Raw genomic sequence first — 19,557 nt, forward strand, 5'->3', positions numbered from 1 at the left:
TTTTATTGATTGCTTGTTTTTTGTTTATTGTTCCTTTCTCATTTCCTATAAAAGATTAATCAACACAAGTCGCACCACATTTTATAGCTCCGTCGTAGCCTCCATCATTTTGGGCAAGAGTTTTAAGAGTCCATTCTCCATTAAACTCACCATCAACCTGGCATGAATATTCCTCATTGTTCATATTCTCTACTTCGTCGAGTCCAACATACGATAAAAAACAAAACTTATGAGTTCCTAATTCGTCTGTTGTCTCCTTTGTCACATCTACGGCGAAATCTCCTTTGTATGCAGTTACCCATTCTCCAGTTGTGGATTTTACTGCTCCTCCGAAATCAAGAGTCCCTTCAACATCTAAATCCCCTGCAATATTTAAATTACCCACCAAACCCCCAGTAATCTCTAAATCATCATCTATTTTTACAGAATTTGCATCTGTTCTACTTGTTATTGTGTTTGTATATACTGGATCATGATAAGCACCGCCTGTTGGAAAACCATCAGCTATTACTAACCCAATCAATAATAAACAAACCAAGCCAGTTAAATAATACAAATGCTTTTTCTTAATGTTAATTTCAATTTTCATTTTATACACCTCATTTATTTTCTATTATCTTTTTTGATTTTTTCACCTAAAGCCTCATTAATATATTTGATTAAAGTTTTATTTTGCAGAAGAGCGTTTAATTTGGCTTTTTTATGCAACTCGTTCTCAATTTCAATATTAATTCGAGTCATTTATACCATTACTGATTTTTTACTATTTAAATCATTAGTTAACTAAGTTCATTTAATTATATTAACTAACTAATATAACTTACTTCTAGAATTAATAATATATAAAAGTTGCTATTTCTTAAGAAAAAAACTAAAAATTATCTATTTCAGAAGAAGTTAATTTAAGTGTTGAAAACAAAGCCAACAAATCATTAAAAGCCCTCATTTCATAAGGTTTTGAAGCAAAAGAACCAACAACAACTTTAGTTTTGTACTTTCTGCATAACTTAATATTAGATTCAATTCTGCCTAGCAAAACATTCCTTTGTCTATCATCAGCATTTAACAAAGAACTAAAAGAAAAAGCAATTTTAATGTTGTTTTTGGCTGCTAAAGTACACATAATATGATTTAAACCAGATCTTCTCTGATGAATAAAATCTTTCTTATTATCTAATTCAAAACCAAAGACAATCAAATCTTTGTTTTTCTCTATAACATTTCTGGTATTTTCTCTGCATTTAACCAAAACAAAATCAGATAATTTGTTCTTAGGAACTTTCTTCTCATCAACCAAAACACCATATTTTATATCAAAACCAGAATATTTCTTTTTCTTTGAATTAAAATCTTTTAGAGAATAAACAAAACATAAAGAATTATAACCTAATTTACCAGCCATTTCAATAAATTCTTTTTCGTTCCCATCAGGAAAAACAAAATCTATCATAAGACTAACATAAATTAAGAATTATTTAAATATATTGAAAATTAAACTATTTTTACTTTAATTGTATCAGAACTAATCTTCCCAGAAGGATTCATCACTTCAAAATTTATAGTTTCCTGTAAAGAGCAGCCAGGCAAAAATACACTACGCAAAATTATTTTATCTTTATTTTCTCTAACGTTTATACAAATCTGACCACTATGCTTCCATCTCATCTCACTATAGTCATATTTGCTGTCTCTAAAATATTTGTTCAGATCAATAATTGAATGCCCGTTCTTCTCTATTTTCAAAGGAGAAACCTTAGATAAGCTTAATTTTATATCTCCACTTGTTTTTGGAGAAAAAAACTCTTTATCGCCATCTTTAAAAAAACTAAAATATGCTAAAGAACCAAATACCAATAATAAAACAACACCAATTGTAACATCCTTAAGAATTATCTTTTCTATGCCCTTTGCTTCTTTTTTAGATTTAAAAACACCCGCTTTCTCAATTAACTCGTCTATAATCTCTTGTTGATAACCTGCTTCTGATAAAACCTTCTTTATTCTGCCAGCATCTGCGCCTTTAGAGGCTTGTTTTTTGATATATTTGATTGTTTCTGAATAACCCATATTAGAATACTAATTAAACCCTTATTTTAATCTTTCTATTATTTAGTATCAGGCACAGATACCAAAGTTAAAAAAACTAGTTTAGTTTTTTTATTATATGACATGAACCACACACACCAGAACTAGAGGGTTCTCCACACACTGTACAACTTAACAAACCAGTGTTTATATTGTGTTGTTTTTTTAGTTTGGGTGAAATTTCTAAAAAATTATCAACAATATTCTCTTTAACATCTCGACTATTAGGTAAACCATTTAATAAATCCCTGACTTTATTACGATATGAATTAACAATACAAGGACACCTATCATACAAAACTTCAAACTTAAGAATCTGAGAATATTTTTTAATATCTTCTTCAAAACAAAAATAAAGTGGTTTAACACGGGGAGTAAATTTTTTATCTTTAACATTACCAGACACAGGACCTAAGCGAGATTGTAAAGACATTGTATTACGAAAGAAGTTCATTAAGATGGCTTGTGCTTCATCATCTAAATTGTGTCCTGTAACAATCTTATCAAATCCCAATTCTCGTGATTTTTTATTCAACATAGATCTTCTCAAAACACCGCAAATTGAACAAGAATTAACTTTAGGATCTTTTAACCTCAATATATGTTCAATATTACATTTGTTATAACCAAAATCTTCTCTAAAACTGGTCTCATGAAGTTTTATATTATGAACAGAACAAAATTTTCTTATATTTTCTAAATTTATTTTACTATAGTTGCCAATCTCCAAATCAACAATTAAACCTTCGACATTATAACCAAACTTATTAAGCAAGTATAATGCGACTGTAGAGTCCTTACCACCAGAACACGCCACTAAAATTCTGTCTTTTTTACTGAATAATTTATTATCTTTAATTGTCTTTTTTACTCTATTCTCAAATTCAACAATAAATTTCATTATAAAAAGAACATTATTAATTTATTTAAAATCTTCTAAAACTCTGTCTAAAATTGCTTTATCATTATCCCATGTTAATTTAGATCTAACAGAATCACCATCCGCCCACAAATAAGTGCTGTGTTCTTTATCATCTCCTTGTGGCATGTGTATAGGGATATTCATGTTTGATTCCACCAGGTAAATAGAATGAATATTTAATTTGTCTCCGACCCCCACAAACTCTTTTTTAAGGTTATCTAGTTTTTTTATAATTTTGAATTTTTGCAGGCCTGTTTCTTCTATTATCTCTCTTTTAACAGCATCTTCTTCTGTCTCCCCTTTATTTATCCCTCCTTTAACAAACTCCCACCCTTCCCAATTTTTACTTCTTTTCAGGATTAAAAAATAAGGTGTATGCATCTTATCATAAACAACAGCTGTAACCGCTTTTCTTATTTCCCTATTGTCTTGAGTAGTTTCTTCCATCTTCAATATCCTTAAACTTATTTTTTTAAGGTCTTTTATAAAGCTTTCTTTTAGGAATAACATAACCAAATGAAAGTATTTAAATACTTTTCGTCATTTATAAACTTTATAAATAAAAAGACTTATAAAAAACCAAATAACTCTTAAAACAACACACAAATCATATTTATTGACTAAACTTAAAATATTAATTAAATAAACGGGGGTTAATAATAAAATGGTAAAGAAAAAAACAACTAAATCTGTGAAGAAAACTAAAAAAGCACCAAATAAACAAAAAAAAGATAATAAAGACGTAAAAAAAGAAATAGAGATTGTTAATATCGTTGTAAGTACTTCTCTAGAACATGATATCCCTTTAGAAAAGATGGCGGCAACCCTGCCAAATACAGAATATAATCCAGAGCAGTTTCCCGGGTTAGTTATAAGAATAAAAGATCCAAAAACCTCTGCATTAATATTTAGCTCTGGAAAGGTTGTTTGTACAGGGGCAAGAACAATACCAGATGTGCATGCTTCCTTAAAGAAAATTGTAAAAGCCTTAGAAAAGATTAAAATAAAGATTAAAATAACACCAGAAATAACAATACAAAATATTGTTGCGTCTGGTTCAATAGGAATGGTATTAAATCTAAATGTATTGGCTATGAGGCTTAATAATGTGGAATATGAACCAGAACAATTTCCTGGGTTAGTTTACAAATTAATGAGCCAAGAAATAAAAGCAACTTTCTTGTTATTTAGCAACGGAAAGATTGTTTGTACAGGAACCAAATCAGAAGAAGAAGTTCATAAGGCTTTAGATAAATTAATTGTAAATCTGAAAAAAGTAAAAACCAGATAAATTAAATTTATTAAGTAGTGTGGGGGCAATTGATGAATGTAGAAGAACAAGTTAAAAGATTTCAGAATTTTCTAGAAAAGAATTATAAAGCCCAGTTAGCTGAGAAAACAAGAAAAGGCGAAAGATATCTAGAAATTGATTTTTCTCTTCTGACAAAATTTGATCCTGAAATAGCAGAATTAATTTTAGAAGACCCAGAAGATCTAATAAAAGCCTTTGAACTCGGTGTTGAACAATTTGACATCAACAAAGAAGCAAAGAGTATAAAAATCAGATTAACAAACATCCCAGAATCACAAAGAATCAATATTAATGAAATAAGGAGTAAACATTTAAACAAACTTTTCTTAATTGAAGGAGTAGTACGGCAAAAATCAGATGTACGCCCGCAAGTAACTTCAGCAAAATTCGAATGCCCCCAATGCGGAAACATAATTTCTGTTTTGCAATTAGACAGTGTATTTAAAGAGCCCACAAAATGTGGTTGTGGTAGAAAAGGGAAATTCAGATTGATTAGTAAAGAATTAGTAGATGCACAAGGCCTAACACTAGAAGAACCCCCAGAAAGCCTAGAAGGCCAAGGACAACCAAAAAGAATGAATGTTCTTCTTAAAAATGATTTAGTAAGTCCAATATCTGAAAGAAAAAGTGCTCCTGGTTCAAAAGTTAGGGTTATTGGTTCTATTAAAGAGGTGCCAATTACATCAAAAAGCGGAGGGAAATTAACAAGATTTGATTTATTGATAGAAGCGAATAATGTTGAAGCATCTGAAGAAAGTTTCTATGATTTTCAGATATCAAAAGAAGACGAAGAAGAAATAAAAGAGCTTTCTAAAGACCCCGAACTTTATAAAAAATTAGTTGATTCGATAGCCCCTTCTATATTTGGTTATGATACAATAAAAGAATCATTACTATTGCAGTTAATGGGTGGGGTTAGAAAAGTTCGAAAAGATAAAATTGTTAGTAGAGGGGATGTACATATACTTTTAGTAGGAGACCCGGGAGCTGGAAAATCTGCTCTTGTAAGAAGAATACACGACGTCTCTCCTAAAGGAATCTATGTTGCAGGCAGAGGGGCGAGCGCAGCAGGACTAACAGCATCTGTTGTTAAAGATGAGTTTTTAAGAGGTTTTGCAGTAGAAGCAGGAGCAATGGTGTTGAGTTCTGGAGGAATTTGTTGTATAGATGAAATGGATAAAATTTCAGAGGACGATAGAGCAGCAATGCATGAAGCAATGGAAAATCAAACAGTTAGTATTTCAAAAGCAAATATTCAAGCCACTTTAATAGCCAGAACAACCGTCTTGGCGGCTGCTAATCCTAAATTTGGAAGATTTGACCCTTATGAAATTGTGGCCAAACAAATAGATATGCCCCCCACATTAATAAACAGGTTTGATCTAATATTCCCAATCAAAGATTTACCAGAAGAAATAAAAGACAATAAACTAGCAACACACATGCTCAGATTACATCAAGACCCCCAGGCAATAGAAGAAAAAATTCCTACTCCTATGCTTAAAAAATATATTGCTTATGCACGACAGAAAGTAAGCCCGAAATTAACAGATTCTGCTTTAAATGAAATCAGAGAGTATTATGTAAAGATGAGGATGATGGGTTCTTCGGACGAATCTTCAATAAAAGCTGTTCCAATTTCACCAAGACAATTAGAAGCATTAGTAAGAATGGCAGAAGCAGCGGCAAGAGCGAGACTAGCTGATAAAGTGGTCAAAAAAGATGCAATAAGGGCCATAAGTTTATTGGAATACTGCTTAAATCAGGTTGGGTTTGATAAAGAAACCGGAAAGATTGATATTGATAGAATAACAACAGGAGTAAGTGCTTCTCAAAGAAGCCACATATCCATAGTAAAAGAAATAATTAATGATTTAGAAAACAAAATTGGAAAAACCATTCCAATAGAAGATATAACAGAAGAAGCTGGTAACAAGGGTGTTGATTCTGATAAAGTTGATGAAATAATTGAAAGGTTAAAAAGAGCAGGAGATATTTTCGAACCAAGACATGGTTTTATAAGTAGAATTTGAGAGAAAAAAGTACCATGAATGGGAATACTCAATCACAAAAAAGAAATGTAGCATATAAAGTAATGGTTAAAGATATTCTTAAAAGCAACTATGTTAAAGTAGAAGGATGGACCCCGAATTACCTTGTCTTGGGGGATGGAAAACAAATTTCAAGAGTTAATCTCATTGGAACAATAATTGACAAGCCTTTAACAGAAAACCCAGGATACCAAAACATAGTTATTGATGATGGTTCTGGGAACATTGGTATTAGAACTTTCGAAGAAAAAGGCATTCTTAATAATTTTAATATTGGCGATTCTATTTTAATAATTGGGCGGCCGCGTGAATTTGGAAAAGAAAAGTATGTTATCCCAGAAATAATTAAGAAAATAGAAAACAAAAGATGGATAGAATTAAGAAAATTAGAAATGGGAGTGTCTTTTTCTAAAGAACAAAAAAAGGAACAACCCTCAAAAGTCGATGTTTATGATTTGGAAGAAGATATAGTTGTAGAAGACAGCAATCTTTTTGCATTAATAAAAAAACTAGACAAAGGGGAAGGGGCAGATTTTAATGAAATTGTAGAAAAATCCAATAACCAAGAAGCAGAAAAAATAATTAACAATATGATAAAACAAGGAGAGTTATTTGAGATCAACCCAGGAAAAATTAAAATTTTAGAATAAAATTGGTGTAATAAATACTTCTACAAGTGCCGCAACAAACAACAACAGTATTGCTATTAAAATCATATCAAACGAATTTACCAGAACTTTTCTAAATTGTTTTGTTCCTCCTTCGTGTTTGATTACAGCAATAGAAATTATTCCTCCTGCCAAACCAGCAGCAAAATAAGCGCTTATTTCAAACACACCGTGTGTCATATACCTCAAAACAGCCAAGGGGAAGACGGAAAAATAATTAGTTATTTTTGCTATATTTGTTTTTATTAAGTTTCCTATCGCAACCCCAATCACAGAAGCATTCCATGTTAAGATAAAGATGGCTCCTGCTCCATAAAAAAAAGCAAACAGCAAACAAAACATGAGAACTTTCATGTTATTTGAAAAAATCCTTAAAAACAAATTAAAAGACCCTATTGCTTTCCCAGTCAGGGGATTATTTATTTTCTCAATAGTATCTGTTTGGATATTAAACAAAGTTTGATGTATTGAAGAAGGAAATACAACATACCAAACAGCAACCGACAACATTATTCCTAAAAATAAAAAGATTAAAAAGATTAAAACTTTAGAATGTTCCTTCATAAGGACAAATTCTTTTTTTATTTTGAGGTCTATCTCTTCTTCTATTTTAATTGTTTTATAGATAAAAGGCACACAGGCCATAACAGTCAAGAAAACCATAACAAGACTTGCGTATTCTTCAAATACCCATAAAGAAAGAAATATTGCAATTGAATTATACAAAAAACCTACAAAAAACATTTCCCAAGGGTGTTTTTTAGCAGTAAAAGGGTTTATTAGGCTCTCTAATACCATATTATATTTCTACTAATTGTAGTTTATATAATTTTTGTTTCGAGATTTAGAAATATTTATAAAACCATTTATATTAATTTCTATCCTTATGGATTATCAAAAACTATTGGAAAAGGCAAAAAAAGAAATGCCGGAATCTGTTCATGAAAAAGAGAGGTTTGAAATACCTCCTGTAAAAGGACACATCCAAGGCACAAAAACAATAATTGTTAATCTGCAACAAATATCTCAACACTTGCATAGACCAATAGAACACGTCTTAAAATATTTATTAAAGGAATTGGCTACTCCTGGCGAAATTAAAAAAAATGATTCTGTAATCTTTGGGAGAAAGATATCTTCCTCTGATTTTAATAATAAAATAAAACAATATGCTGATGATTTTGTTTTTTGTAAAGAATGTGGAAAACCAGACACTGAATTTTTAAAAGAAAACAACTTAATGTTTGTAAAATGTATGGTTTGTGGAGCAAAGAACCCTATAAAATTTAAAATTTAAAATGATAGTAAAAACCCACCAAACAGAAGACAAAAGAATTCTTCTAGTGGTTTGTGATAATGAAATTCTTGGAAAGAAATTTGAAGAGGGGAACAAGCAACTAGATCTTACATCTGATTTTTATAAAGGCATAGAAAAAACAGAGTTGGAAGTTTGTGATTTGATGAGAAATTGTGATATGATTAATTTAGTTGGAGAAAAGGTAATAAATCTTGCTATAAAAGAAGGAGTTATTGATTCAGAACATGTAAAAAAAATCTCAGATATCCCTTATGCTCAGGTCGTTATACAAGGACTCTAACCAAACCATTTGCCTAATCCTTCTTGTTTCTCTTTTTCCTTACCAAACATACCTTCTATCCTTCTTTGTAATAAAGTTAAACTCTGTTTTAAATAAACAGGAACATTATATTTTTCAGCTAAACTAATAGAGGGTTCTAAATATTTTATAACGCTTCCTTTTGATATTGTAAAAATAATTTTTCCCCCGCATTTTGAACATTTTCCAATCAAAGGGGGCCTCCTAAACTTTTCATTGCATTTAACACATCTAAATTTCTGCATTGAAAACTTCCTCAAATTTCCTTTAGTATCTTTAATAAAATGCTTTTCGATTACTAGTCTTGCTTCATCAGATTCATCTACTGCAATTATCTTTTCGCCTAAATCCATTTGGCCTTTCAATTTATCTTCCATTGAGGGGATTGTTTTGTAAGCAGAACAAACTACCCCATCATTTATATTTGAAGTATCGTGAGTAAATCCAACATCACCATAACTTATATCATTTTGTATGTTTTTTATAAGTTGTTTGACTTCAACATCCCATGGTTGTTTATATTCTAAACATGCTTCATAAAAATCAAGAGGATACGTCCATGCGATATCTAAATCAAAAACCATATCATCAACTTCTGTTGGAATTAATTTAGACGTTAAAACCAAAGGGGCGTCTTGTGATGATCCCCGATGTGAAGGTAAGTAAGATCTTGAAAAATTAATTAAAGCATCCATTAATAAAATTATACTTGCCTCATCCCCATCACAATCTCTCCGTGTTGCTGCATGTATCAAAGGATGGGCAAAAAAACCTTGCGTCTTTGAAAATCCAATTATCCTTGTGAGTATGGCAGCAGAAGTGTGTGGTGCCAATGCCAAAGCAAGATGCCCAATTAAATTTTTTTTTTTATTAAAATTATAAAAAGATTTTAAACCATACATTCTCTCGAGAGCATCATCAATAAAATTTGCTACATTAAACAAAATTTCATCTGCTCCTTTGTCTGGTGATTCAGGGCAAGCAGGTAAAATAATATCTTGGGGTTTTAGCTCTATTGTTTGTTCATCGTTGGTTAATTCGCTGCCTTTAGTGTCTTTTGTATAACTTAATTCTTTTAGTTTTTCAATGCTTGTTCCAATCTCTTTTGGTTTAAAATGAGTTATGGGCATCTGGGTCATATCATATCTTGTTGTTCCGTCTTTATTAACATAAATATTATGTTTTGCTCTTAAAATTCCTTTCATTAAATTTTCAGGAGTATGATCTTTATTAGAAGTTCCTCTAACGCCTTTTATCAAATCAGGATAGTTTTTCATTTTTAATTTCTTTAAAGATTTGTTAAAGTAATCTTTTATATCAAAATCTTTAGTTACAAAAGGCATGTTTTTTCCGTGTTGGCATTCTTCTTTAGAAGTAACTCCGCATATTTTACAATGATACATTTGTTTTGTTGGTTTTCCACAATCTAAACAAACCTTAGATATTGTTTCTTTATTGCATTTAGAACAAACAAATATAGGAAAATCTGCACGAATGGTCCCTACATCCAAAGCAGACTGAAAACACCGAAGACGCCCGCCTTCTTCTCCTACCGGAAACAAAACTTGAGGGCTCCCTGTTAATTCTCTTATCTTTGCTTTTTCTGGGCGCCCCATTCTCGCCCCAATAAACAAACCAGATTTGTCCCTTATTTTGACTTTTGAAATAATATTAATAATCTCTAAGATTGGTTTGTCTTTGTTTTGATTTATCTTTTGTTTAATCTCTTTGATATCTTCTTTTGAAATTATACCTAAACTAATCATAAATGGTTTAGCGTGGTTTTTCTCAATAACAATAAATTCTTTATTGATAAATAAATGAGGCAACCCTATTTTTTCTAATGTCTCTTTTCCTTTTTCGTCTGATTTTAATATTATTTTCTCTATGTTATTCCCATCTGCCACAATATCTGAAGACTCTATCAAATCCAACAAATATAATAAATCCTCAGCAGATATAGAATCAAAATGGAGTGTAAAAAAAGGGTGTAAAGGAATCTGCAGTTTTTCTGATATAGATATTGCAGCACCAGGTGATATTTTTGTTGTTAGGGGGTTTTTTAATAAAACAGAAAGAGCGTCTTTAGGTATATTGATTAACTCAGATAATTTATCTAAATTAAGACTCCCGAACATATTAACTGTCGCTTTTTCAAGTTCTTGAACCCACCACTCTTCACAATAGCCAGGGGGAGCTAAAACATGGGCCCTATTAAAAAAATCCCCATAACTAATTAGAATGTCTCCTAAAAACAAGATCTTCTTTATTTTGTCTTTAACTTCTTTTAATTGTTGTTTGTTCTCTATTCTCAAAACGCTTCCGTCTTCTACCTTTACAATTGGCCCTTCTATAGTATCACAAGGAGAAACAGTACATCCCTTGCCTGGCCTTTCTACTTTTAATTGGGTTCCCGTAGCAATATAGTCATTCATTACGCCCATTGTGAGGGGATTTATATTACATGCAGAATAACCAGATGTTCTTGATCTCCCATACCTCATCCTCAGGCCCCCTTTCCTCATAGGGTATGTTAAGATAGGTCTTCCTGCTGGAAGGTCTTTTATAAAAGTGAAGTCTGGGTTTATTTTGGTTTCTTCTTTTGTTTCTCCTTTTGATTTTATTCTTTTTTGTAATTTAACAAAATCATTTAGAAAATTCCATTGTTCTAAATCAAACTCTTTTCCCCATTTAGAAAGTTGTTTCCATAGTTTTGGTGCCTTTTGTGCTATCCCTTCTCCTATTACCAAACACACCCCGTTTCTTATTCGATTTGTTTCAACTCTATTCAAATCTTTATAATTTGATACTTCTATTTTTTCAGAAGGGTCTCCTGCAATCTGAACAGGAATATGTTGTGTTAAAAATTTTATCTCCTCTTCAGAAGGAAGATATTGGAGGTTTGTAATACGTTCATGGTAATCATATAATTCAGTTATATATCTTTTAATTTCTTGTTCGGTTGGATCATAAACCTCAAAACCCATCTTTTTTCTTATATAATCTGCTATCAAAACAGAAACAGATGCTCCTGTTCCTCCTGCGCTCCTTATTGGTCCAGAAAAATATAATTTAAAATAATCTTTTCCATCCTTCCTTTTTTCTATTTGTAATTTAGTAAACCCCTCTAAAGGGCTTGCAACCGTTCCAAGAGTATGATAAGCAAAACCAACCCTTATTCCCACTTCCATTGCTTCTGTTTTGTCTTTAAACTTGCAAAATTTCTCTTTTGCTACTTCCTCTGCAATAAGAAGAGAAACTCTCCAATCAAGAACACCATATTTTTTTTCTAATTCTCTTAATCTCTTAGCAACGCCTTTATCAACAATTTGGGGTGCAACAGTGGAAATAATTCCTTCTACCCTCTCTGCCATGTCTTTAGCTACAGGAATCTCTACTTTCGGCTGGGGGTCGTGTCCTTTTTTTCTAGCTTCTGTTGCTGCTTTATACGCTTGTTTTAATTTTTTGTCTATTTCTTCAAAATATTCTTTCATAAAACTAAAACCTCATTATTTTCATATCTCTCGTCTTTAGATTTACAATAGGAACTCTGCAAGGTTCTGGATGATGTCCTACTTTCTCTTGAAAAGGCGTTTTAGACTGCCAACAGCTTCCACAAATTAAAGTAATGTTTTTGTAACTTGAAACAGAAGATTTATGGATATGTCCTGTAACAAAAAAATCAGGAATTTTATCTATAACTAAATTATCTTGGTTGGCGTCTGGAACATATAAAGTGGAAGTGTGGGTTGGCGCAAGATGTCTTCTTTTCAATAAAAATTTCATAATAAGGTCTGCTCTATCATACCCTCCATTCATTCTTATTCCATCTACATTTGCAACATAATAATCAAAACTAAATCCATGATATAACAAAACATCAAAACCAGAAAAATTATCAGAAGAGTGTATATTAACCATTGATGGGTTGCTTACCATATGTATATTTGGTAATTCCCATAACGATTTTGCAAAATCTTGGTATAATTGGGGTTGTGGTTCTGCAATCCTCATTGCATCATGATTGCCGGGACAAACAATTAAATTTATGTTTGAAGGTATTTCTTTTAAGTATTTGGCGCATTCATCATATTGTTTATAAATATCGTTTATAACAAGTTCCTCTTCTTGACCAGGGTATATCCCACATCCGTCAACAAGGTCTCCAACAATAAAAATATATTTTGTTTTTTTAGCAATTTCTTTTTGTTTTTCAGAACCAACCTCTCCTTTAATCCATTTGAGGAATTTCTGCATGTTTTCTTCTAAAAAATTGTCTGAGCCGACATGTAAATCTGACAAAAACAAAGCAAAAACCTCTTCATCTGCATTTTTTATCTCCTTATTTGAAGGTATTTCTGGCCATACAACATTATTTGCAAACACAATATTCTCTCCGTTTACTCCCACAACCCCTATTATTTCATCTGCAACAATGTCTCTTGCTAATTTGAAAAGATCTGGTTTATTTTTATTAATTAAAACATTTATAGAATCTGTCCGATCTTCCACAGTCAGGATTATATTGCCATTCTTAGTAATTTTTTTATCTCCAACAATGGCTATCAAAGATAGATTGTCTTTGTCTTGTTTTTGTTTTATTCTTTTAATAGATAATAAGTTTTGTAATTCCACCCTATTCTTTAATATTTTTTCAATACTATCGAATCTTTTATTAAACAAATATACAAAATCTTGGACTTCTCTTTTTTTAGATTCTTCATCATAAGAAAATATTATTTTAACATCTTTGTTCCCAATTGGTTTTTCTTCTTCGTTTCCATTCATATATTCTGTGAATTTATCATATAGTTTGTCGTTCCCTTTTTTTGCTAAGACTACCGACTTATCATATTCCTTCCAATTGATGTCTTTTCTCGTTGATACTAAAAATTCTTCTAGGTGTTGATCTAATATTAGAAAAGAATCAGAATCAATTTTATTTTTTATATTCTCATAAAATTGGTTTAAATCGACATCATTTTCAGCTAATTTCTCTATAATCTGTTTGCTAATTAGAATACTCTTATCTAAAAAAAACTTTATTATTTCTTTTTTGTCTTTCATTTTTAGGTAAGAAGGTTTGATTAACTTAAGAGATATCCAAACCTTCCTCTAATATTTGTTTTATTTTTTTATTTGTGGTTTCAGGAGTAGATAAAGTGATTTCTCTTGTTCTTCCATATCTTCCTTTACTAATAACCCTTGCATTAATAATACCCATCATATCCATTTCAGCAATCAGATCCCCTATTCGTCTTTGGGTAAGTGGTTTAAGATTTATTTGACTACATAAATTTTTATACGTATCATATATCTGTCCTGTTAAAATAACCTCATTATTTTTTGAATTTATAAGCAACATAGAGTATAAGGTTGCTTGTGATTGTTTTGGTTGTGTTGTGATTATATCAAATACTCTGTCTTTCTCTATCTTTTCTTCTGCCTCATCAATGTGTTTGATATTAACGCTTTTAGATCCTTCTCTTTCTGCAACCTCTCCTGCTACTCTTAATAAATCTAAAGCTCTTCTTGCATCTCCATGTTCCTTTGCAGAATATGCAGCACATTTTTCAACAACCCCTTGTTTTAAAACGTTTTTCTTAAATGCTTTGTTTGATCTTTTTCTTAATATGTCCTGCAATTGAAGAGCGTTATAAGGTGGAAACAATATATCTTCCTCGGATAATCTGCTTTTTACTCTGGGATCAATATTATCAATAAAACGGGAGTTATTAGATATTCCTACAATGGAAATTTGTGAATTTTTAAGTTCTTCATTTATACTTATAAGATTATAAAGAATATCGTCCCCTGTTTTATTAACTAATTGGTCTATTTCATCTAAAACTATCAATAAAAACTTCTCTTTTTTATCAACAGCATCAACAAATATTCTATACACCCCATCTGTGGGGAGGCCAGTATCTGGTATTTTCTTGCCCATCTCCCTACCAAGCTGCGCAATAATTCTATATTCTGTATCTGCAACCCTTTTTAATTTACAATTCACATATATTACTGTTATGGGTTTATCTGCTTTTTCTGCTGCTTCTTTTAATTGATTTGTGATATGTTTTATAGAAACAGTTTTTCCTGTTCCGGTCTTGCCATATATAAAAAGATTAGACGGCCTTTCTAACTTCATTACAGGGGCCAATATGTTTTGTATTTTCTCGATTTGTTCTCCTCTATGTTCAATAGTATCAGGCAAATAAGATATTTGTAATATTTTTTTATTGGTAAATATTTCCTCTTTTTTTAAGAAATTTTCAAAGAAATTTGATGAATTTTGTTTTTTCATAGAATATTGTTGTTTTTATTTCCTATATAAGGATTATTGAACTATAAAATACATACCCCTTTACTTCTATTGGAGATAGTGGTTCAAAAAATGGGTGTTTTGCTTAAATAATCTATTTATTTTATTCATTGTTTTTCTATGTATTTAAACATATATTATAAAAAACATATTTTTTTAAATAACTATTTTAAAATATAAAACGAATAATATATATTTATTCTCTCTTATTATTATTTTCAATATTGAAAACAATATTATATTATAATATACATATAAGATTATAATTATTCAAAATATACTTAATAAAATACATATCAAAAAACCAATAATAGAAAAGATATATACAAAAAACACCAAAAAACCAATTTTTTGATAAAAAATCTTCCACACGCAACAAAGGGGTAACAATCATAGAAAAACCCTTTTTATCACTTTAGAATAACAACAAAATAGAAAGATTTAAATACTGTATACCCATCTTCTTTCTTGAAAAGGGGTTCTGATAATTTAAACAACGTTTGGGGGAATAAAGATGATCGCACAAAAGAATTTTTTATCAAAATTAAGAGATTTTGGCCTAAATACTTATGAAAGTAAGCTTTGGACTGCTTTGTTGTCTAGAGGGGTTTCAACAGCAGGAGAACTATCAAATATAGCAAACGTACCAAGATCTAGAACCTATGATGTACTAGAAAGTTTAGAAAAAAAAGGTTTTATTATATTAAATGTAGGAAAACCAATAAAATATCTTGCAGTTCCTCCTGAAGAGGTTGTCGAAAGAGTAAAAAAGAAAGTAAAAGAAGAATCAGATACAAAAACAATTTTACTCGAAGAACTTAAAAATTCCACAATTCTTGAAGAACTTAATATTATTCACAAACAAGGTTCCTCTGAAATTGAACCATCAGACCTGGTGGGATATTTTAAAGGGAAAAAAACCATTTACAACAATATCGAATTAATGATAAGAGAAGCAAAAACTTCTGTTCTCCTTATGACAAATGAAGAAGGAATTAAAACACAAAAACACATATTATTAGATGTTTTATCAAAAAATAAAGATAAAAAAATTGATGTAAAAATAGCTGCACCAATAACCAAAGAAAACATAAAAGAAGCAAAAGAACTTTCAAGATTCGCAGAAATAAGAAACACAAAAAATAAATCAAGGTTTTGTATTATAGATGGCGAAAAAATTATATTTATGCTTTTAGATGATACAAATCTAGATCCAAACTATGACTGTGCAGTATGGGCAGAATCTAAACCATTCTTAACATCATTAAGAGATTTGTTTGAATCAAACTGGCCAAACCTAGAACCTTTAAACAAAATAAAAATTTAATTTTGATTTATAAACTAATTTTTATTCTTTTTTAATAATCAAAAGAAAACCTTTAAATAATAGTTATTCTATATTAGAGACAACACAATCCAATTATCAAAAAGAGGTGAAAAATGGCATTAAATTTAGAAGGAGTAATTCTTAGTATCATAATCGGTACTTTAGCAGCTATAGTATACAGTTTAAGGGTTCTTGTATTAATGGAGAGAAGAGTATCAAGAATTGAAGGCCATATAGAAACAATTGCTGCAAAAATATTAAGAGAAGAACTTAGAATAGAAAAAGCCCTTAAAATTAGGAAAACAACAACAAAAAAAGCAGCCAAAAGGAAGAAAAAGAAAAAATAATTCTTCTTAATTTTTCATAAATTATATAATATGAAATTTGATAAAATAGTTAGGGATATAAAAGATTTAAAGATTCAATCAGCAGAGAACATAGCAAAACACGCTGTCTTGGCTTTAAAAGATTATTCTAATAACATAGATACAATCACCAAAACAAAATTCATAGATGAATTAGAAAAAGCCAAAACGATATTGTTTCAAACAAGACCTACAGAACCTTGTATGAGAAATGCTTTAAATTTTGTTACTCATGATTTAGATGCTTCTTCTTTGAATAAACTCCAAAAAAAACTCAATTTAAGGATAAAACAAGCACTATTTCATTTAGAATCTACTGAAAACACTATTGCAAAAATTGGTGCCAGGAAAATAAAAAACAAACAAATAATATTTACACATTGCCATTCCTCAACTATTATGGCCATACTAAAAAAAGCAAAAAAACAAAACAAAACTTTTGAAGTACACAACACAGAAACAAGACCAAAATTTCAGGGAAGGATAACAGCTTTAGAATTAAATAAAGAAAAAATACCTATAACACACTATATAGACTCTGCAGCAAGACTAGCAATAAAAAAAGCAGATATAATGATTATAGGATGCGATGCAATAGATTCAGAAGGAAAATGTTACAATAAAATGGGGTCTGAAATGTTTGCCGAAATAGCAGATAAATTTGATGTCCCTCTTTATATTGCCACAGATTCTTGGAAATTTGATCCCAAAACTATTTTTGGATTTAATGAAGAAATAGAAAAAAGAAGCAGAGATGAAGTATGGGTTAATGCCCCTAAAAAAATAAAAATAGAGAATTACGCTTTTGAAAAAATTAAACCAACTTTAATCTCAGGAATTATATCAGAAATAGGTATTTTCAAACCACAATTATTTATTGAAGAACTTAAATCTAAATATAAATTTATGTTTAGTTAGGTGTTTTTAATTCTTTTTCAATTGCCCCTATTTCTTTCTGAATTTCCAATATAATCTTTGTGTTATCCTCTTGATCTAATACAGTACCACACTCAGGGCATTTAAAATTAAAATTTGTAGCATGATCAAAATTAAGTCTTATACATCGGTTTTTACAACCAAAAAAATGAGATCCTTTCTCTCTTTCAACCCTTTCTTTTAATTTTTCTAACTTCTTCTTCTTCAAATCCATCACTAAATATTTTACCCTTTTTTGATTAAATGTCCAATAATAAATATACCACCCTTTTTGCTTGTCTTTTTTCCTCATAAAAGACACTAAATTATTCTCATACAACCTATATAATATGTTTCTGGTAGCATTTACCTCTTTCTTAATAACATCAGCTATCTTAAATTCCGAAACATTCTTATTCTTCTTTAGAAATTTAACTAAGGGAAGCGCATCTTCTCCTACAACTTCCTTAACTACAACATCTATAACATTATTTGAGAGCCTCATTTCTACTCCTAAAGTTACTAAGTCTATCCTTAATACCCCCTTTCAAAAACCAAGCATCTTGATTCTTGCGTAAAACCAGAAATTTAACTTATCTCTGACCCTTCTTATGAGGGAATGCCCTTTATAAATCTTTCGTTTTTTCTGCACATAATTAATGTTTAACTCATTCACCACTAAAGAATAAGAAATTAGATAAAACTCTCAAACAAAACACCAGATTTCTTAGCCAAATCTAAATCAATCATAAAAGATTTGCCCTTCTCTTTTAATCTATCAATATTCAAAAAAAACCACCCCCTTCCTTTGAATTTAACAGCAACATAAGGCTCTGCATTAAAAAACTTTGAAAATTCTTTTAAATCATGGATCTCCTTCTTTTCAAAATATTTATATATATTTTGAGTAACCTTGCACTCTATTGCAATTACCCTCCCTTTTTTGGCTACAAGGATATCTGGAGAAGGATATTTCATAGAACCAGATCCTGCAGATCTTATAGCACCAAAACCATTAGCCCAGAATTTATGAACAAGCTCCCTTTCAGCATTGCTCCCTTTTGTTTTTTGAGACATTATATTTTAACCTTCATAAAATCATAAGAACACTTCACATCTTCAAAAATATCTTTTGCATCATTCTCAACTTCTTTTGCATCTTTATATCTTGCACTTATATGAGTTAAAATAAGTTGTTTTACATCAGATTTGTTTGCTATACTTGCTGCCTGTTTAGCAGTCATATGGAAATATTCTTCACTTTTTTCTTCTAAATCAGAACAATACGTAGATTCACAAATCAATAAATCAGCACCTTTAGCCAAAGTATAGGCATTTTTACAAACTAAAGTATCCGAAACAAAACTTACTTTCCCCCCTTTAACAACATAACTAACGTCATCTGGTTTTATCTTTTTCCCATTAAATGTAATTGTTTTCCCGCTTTGTAATTTACCAAGCAAAGGGCCTTCTTTTAACCCTATTTTCTTTGCTTTTTTTAGATTTATTCTTCTCCTATCTTTTTCAATAAAATTATAACCCAAACAAGGTACACTATGTTCTAAAGGTAAAACTTCTAAAACAAAATCATTATTCTCAAAAAACCTCCCTTTATTTATCTCTTTTATTTCCAAATTAATTTTGTTCTGATCAAACTCAAAAGCCTTAAACATATGTTTAAATTTCTCTTTTGTTCCTTTTGGTCCATAAATCTCTAAAACCCCTTCATAATCACTTGTTGCTAAGGTCTGTATTAAACCAGGCAACCCCAAAACATGATCACCATGCCAATGACTAATCAAAATTTTATTTATTTTAGAAATACCCACCCCAGCGAATTTTAATTGTCTTTGCGTCCCTTCACCACAATCAACAAGAATATTATTACCTTTAAAACTAATCAAAACAGAACTATGGTTCCTTTCCTTGGTTGGTACCATACTCGATGTACCTAAAAATACTAATTCTATCATA

At 30.4% G+C, this 19,557-nt stretch carries 20 protein-coding genes; 8 read left to right on the plus strand and 12 right to left on the minus strand.

Translation table 11 applies throughout. The features are described from left to right. Nucleotides 1-55: 55 nt before the first annotated feature. From CEE44_02550 to CEE44_02570, 5 genes are all read right to left on the minus strand, one after another. Nucleotides 56-589: a hypothetical protein gene (locus tag CEE44_02550; protein TKJ17391.1), complete on the minus strand. Its 534-nt coding sequence runs from the start codon at nt 587-589 to the stop codon at nt 56-58. 282 nt (nt 590-871) lie between these two features. After that, complete coding sequence (locus tag CEE44_02555; protein TKJ17392.1) at nt 872-1,450, minus strand: hypothetical protein; 579 nt, start codon at nt 1,448-1,450, stop codon at nt 872-874. A gap of 41 nt (nt 1,451-1,491) precedes the next feature. Then, nucleotides 1,492-2,067, minus strand: a complete 576-nt coding sequence (locus CEE44_02560) for a hypothetical protein (GenBank protein ID TKJ17393.1) — start codon at nt 2,065-2,067, stop codon at nt 1,492-1,494. 76 nt (nt 2,068-2,143) lie between these two features. Then, entirely contained in the window at nt 2,144-2,986 is an 843-nt protein-coding gene (locus tag CEE44_02565) for a hypothetical protein (GenBank protein TKJ17394.1), read from the minus strand. 21 nt (nt 2,987-3,007) lie between these two features. After that, the gene (locus tag CEE44_02570) at nt 3,008-3,517 is read right to left on the minus strand and encodes a hypothetical protein (GenBank protein ID TKJ17395.1); all 510 of its coding nucleotides are present in this window, start codon (nt 3,515-3,517) and stop codon (nt 3,008-3,010) included. Between the two features lie 154 nt (nt 3,518-3,671). Between CEE44_02570 and CEE44_02575 the strand changes: the two genes are divergently transcribed. The 3 genes from CEE44_02575 to CEE44_02585 are packed head-to-tail and all read left to right on the plus strand — an operon-like array spanning nt 3,672 to nt 7,020. Beyond that, complete coding sequence (locus CEE44_02575; GenBank protein ID TKJ17396.1) at nt 3,672-4,298, plus strand: TATA-box-binding protein; 627 nt, start codon at nt 3,672-3,674, stop codon at nt 4,296-4,298. Between the two features lie 32 nt (nt 4,299-4,330). Further along, nucleotides 4,331-6,352 carry an AAA family ATPase gene (locus tag CEE44_02580; protein TKJ17397.1) on the plus strand — a complete coding sequence of 674 codons (2,022 nt, stop codon included), beginning with the start codon at nt 4,331-4,333 and terminating at the stop codon, nt 6,350-6,352. A 14-nt stretch (nt 6,353-6,366) separates the two neighbouring features. Further along, on the plus strand, nt 6,367-7,020 hold the full coding sequence (locus CEE44_02585) for a hypothetical protein (protein ID TKJ17398.1): 654 nt from the start codon (nt 6,367-6,369) through the stop codon (nt 7,018-7,020). On the opposite strand, the gene CEE44_02590 is transcribed toward CEE44_02585, so the two are convergent. Further along, nucleotides 7,012-7,836 (minus strand): hypothetical protein, encoded by an 825-nt coding sequence (locus tag CEE44_02590; protein TKJ17399.1) that lies wholly within the window; start codon nt 7,834-7,836, stop codon nt 7,012-7,014. The two genes, CEE44_02585 and CEE44_02590, sit on opposite strands and share 9 nt — an antisense overlap. Nucleotides 7,837-7,924: 88 nt before the next feature. Here CEE44_02590 and CEE44_02595 point away from each other — a divergent pair, with 88 nt between their 5' ends. Both CEE44_02595 and CEE44_02600 read left to right on the plus strand, forming a co-directional pair. Then, entirely contained in the window at nt 7,925-8,335 is a 411-nt protein-coding gene (locus CEE44_02595) for a translation initiation factor IF-2 subunit beta (GenBank protein ID TKJ17400.1), read from the plus strand. 1 nt (nt 8,336) lies between these two features. After that, nucleotides 8,337-8,636, plus strand: coding sequence for a hypothetical protein (locus CEE44_02600; GenBank protein ID TKJ17401.1), 300 nt, complete (start codon nt 8,337-8,339; stop codon nt 8,634-8,636). On the opposite strand, the gene CEE44_02605 is transcribed toward CEE44_02600, so the two are convergent. Genes CEE44_02605 through CEE44_02615 form a run of 3 tightly spaced genes read right to left on the minus strand, consistent with a single transcriptional unit; the run spans nt 8,633 to nt 14,958 of the window. Beyond that, nucleotides 8,633-12,148: a DNA polymerase II large subunit gene (locus CEE44_02605; protein TKJ17402.1), complete on the minus strand. Its 3,516-nt coding sequence runs from the start codon at nt 12,146-12,148 to the stop codon at nt 8,633-8,635. The two genes, CEE44_02600 and CEE44_02605, sit on opposite strands and share 4 nt — an antisense overlap. Nucleotides 12,149-12,152: 4 nt before the next feature. Continuing rightward, the gene (locus CEE44_02610; protein ID TKJ17403.1) at nt 12,153-13,721 is read right to left on the minus strand and encodes a hypothetical protein; all 1,569 of its coding nucleotides are present in this window, start codon (nt 13,719-13,721) and stop codon (nt 12,153-12,155) included. 25 nt (nt 13,722-13,746) lie between these two features. Further along, nucleotides 13,747-14,958 carry a cell division control protein Cdc6 gene (locus CEE44_02615; protein ID TKJ17404.1) on the minus strand — a complete coding sequence of 404 codons (1,212 nt, stop codon included), beginning with the start codon at nt 14,956-14,958 and terminating at the stop codon, nt 13,747-13,749. A gap of 532 nt (nt 14,959-15,490) precedes the next feature. Here CEE44_02615 and CEE44_02620 point away from each other — a divergent pair. The 3 genes from CEE44_02620 (at nt 15,491) to CEE44_02630 (ending at nt 17,586) form a co-directional block, all read left to right on the plus strand. Beyond that, complete coding sequence (locus tag CEE44_02620) at nt 15,491-16,303, plus strand: hypothetical protein (protein TKJ17405.1); 813 nt, start codon at nt 15,491-15,493, stop codon at nt 16,301-16,303. A 113-nt stretch (nt 16,304-16,416) separates the two neighbouring features. Further along, complete coding sequence (locus CEE44_02625; protein TKJ17406.1) at nt 16,417-16,650, plus strand: hypothetical protein; 234 nt, start codon at nt 16,417-16,419, stop codon at nt 16,648-16,650. Between the two features lie 30 nt (nt 16,651-16,680). After that, nucleotides 16,681-17,586, plus strand: a complete 906-nt coding sequence (locus tag CEE44_02630; protein TKJ17407.1) for a hypothetical protein — start codon at nt 16,681-16,683, stop codon at nt 17,584-17,586. On the opposite strand, the gene CEE44_02635 is transcribed toward CEE44_02630, so the two are convergent. From CEE44_02635 to rnz, 3 genes are all read right to left on the minus strand, one after another. Continuing rightward, nucleotides 17,579-18,088, minus strand: a complete 510-nt coding sequence (locus tag CEE44_02635; protein TKJ17408.1) for a hypothetical protein — start codon at nt 18,086-18,088, stop codon at nt 17,579-17,581. The two genes, CEE44_02630 and CEE44_02635, sit on opposite strands and share 8 nt — an antisense overlap. A 188-nt stretch (nt 18,089-18,276) precedes the next feature. Next, nucleotides 18,277-18,660: a Holliday junction resolvase gene (locus CEE44_02640; GenBank protein TKJ17409.1), complete on the minus strand. Its 384-nt coding sequence runs from the start codon at nt 18,658-18,660 to the stop codon at nt 18,277-18,279. Further along, nucleotides 18,660-19,556: a ribonuclease Z gene (rnz, locus tag CEE44_02645; GenBank protein ID TKJ17410.1), complete on the minus strand. Its 897-nt coding sequence runs from the start codon at nt 19,554-19,556 to the stop codon at nt 18,660-18,662. Before rnz ends, CEE44_02640 begins: the two co-directional genes overlap by 1 nt. Nucleotide 19,557 lies beyond the last annotated feature (1 nt).

The organism is Candidatus Woesearchaeota archaeon B3_Woes, assembly GCA_005222965.1.
In the GTDB taxonomy this organism is placed as follows: domain Archaea; phylum Nanobdellota; class Nanobdellia; order Woesearchaeales; family B3-WOES; genus B3-WOES.

Excerpts from the sequence above, each read along its gene's own strand:
- CEE44_02640 (TKJ17409.1), bottom strand. The coding sequence starts at position 18,660 with ATGTCTCAAAAAACAAAAGGGAGCAATGCTGAAAGGGAGCTTGTTCAT.
- CEE44_02595 (TKJ17400.1), top strand. The coding sequence starts at position 7,925 with ATGGATTATCAAAAACTATTGGAAAAGGCAAAAAAAGAAATGCCGGAA.
- CEE44_02620 (TKJ17405.1), top strand. The coding sequence starts at position 15,491 with ATGATCGCACAAAAGAATTTTTTATCAAAATTAAGAGATTTTGGCCTA.
- CEE44_02555 (TKJ17392.1), bottom strand. The coding sequence starts at position 1,450 with ATGATAGATTTTGTTTTTCCTGATGGGAACGAAAAAGAATTTATTGAA.
- CEE44_02625 (TKJ17406.1), top strand. The coding sequence starts at position 16,417 with ATGGCATTAAATTTAGAAGGAGTAATTCTTAGTATCATAATCGGTACT.
- CEE44_02605 (TKJ17402.1), bottom strand. The coding sequence starts at position 12,148 with ATGAAAGAATATTTTGAAGAAATAGACAAAAAATTAAAACAAGCGTAT.
- CEE44_02570 (TKJ17395.1), bottom strand. The coding sequence starts at position 3,517 with ATGTTATTCCTAAAAGAAAGCTTTATAAAAGACCTTAAAAAAATAAGT.
- CEE44_02590 (TKJ17399.1), bottom strand. The coding sequence starts at position 7,836 with ATGGTATTAGAGAGCCTAATAAACCCTTTTACTGCTAAAAAACACCCT.
- rnz (TKJ17410.1), bottom strand. The coding sequence starts at position 19,556 with ATGATAGAATTAGTATTTTTAGGTACATCGAGTATGGTACCAACCAAG.
- CEE44_02560 (TKJ17393.1), bottom strand. The coding sequence starts at position 2,067 with ATGGGTTATTCAGAAACAATCAAATATATCAAAAAACAAGCCTCTAAA.
- CEE44_02585 (TKJ17398.1), top strand. The coding sequence starts at position 6,367 with ATGAATGGGAATACTCAATCACAAAAAAGAAATGTAGCATATAAAGTA.
- CEE44_02610 (TKJ17403.1), bottom strand. The coding sequence starts at position 13,721 with ATGAAAGACAAAAAAGAAATAATAAAGTTTTTTTTAGATAAGAGTATT.
- CEE44_02630 (TKJ17407.1), top strand. The coding sequence starts at position 16,681 with ATGAAATTTGATAAAATAGTTAGGGATATAAAAGATTTAAAGATTCAA.
- CEE44_02580 (TKJ17397.1), top strand. The coding sequence starts at position 4,331 with ATGAATGTAGAAGAACAAGTTAAAAGATTTCAGAATTTTCTAGAAAAG.
- CEE44_02615 (TKJ17404.1), bottom strand. The coding sequence starts at position 14,958 with ATGAAAAAACAAAATTCATCAAATTTCTTTGAAAATTTCTTAAAAAAA.
- CEE44_02600 (TKJ17401.1), top strand. The coding sequence starts at position 8,337 with ATGATAGTAAAAACCCACCAAACAGAAGACAAAAGAATTCTTCTAGTG.
- CEE44_02635 (TKJ17408.1), bottom strand. The coding sequence starts at position 18,088 with ATGAGGCTCTCAAATAATGTTATAGATGTTGTAGTTAAGGAAGTTGTA.
- CEE44_02550 (TKJ17391.1), bottom strand. The coding sequence starts at position 589 with ATGAAAATTGAAATTAACATTAAGAAAAAGCATTTGTATTATTTAACT.
- CEE44_02575 (TKJ17396.1), top strand. The coding sequence starts at position 3,672 with ATGGTAAAGAAAAAAACAACTAAATCTGTGAAGAAAACTAAAAAAGCA.
- CEE44_02565 (TKJ17394.1), bottom strand. The coding sequence starts at position 2,986 with ATGAAATTTATTGTTGAATTTGAGAATAGAGTAAAAAAGACAATTAAA.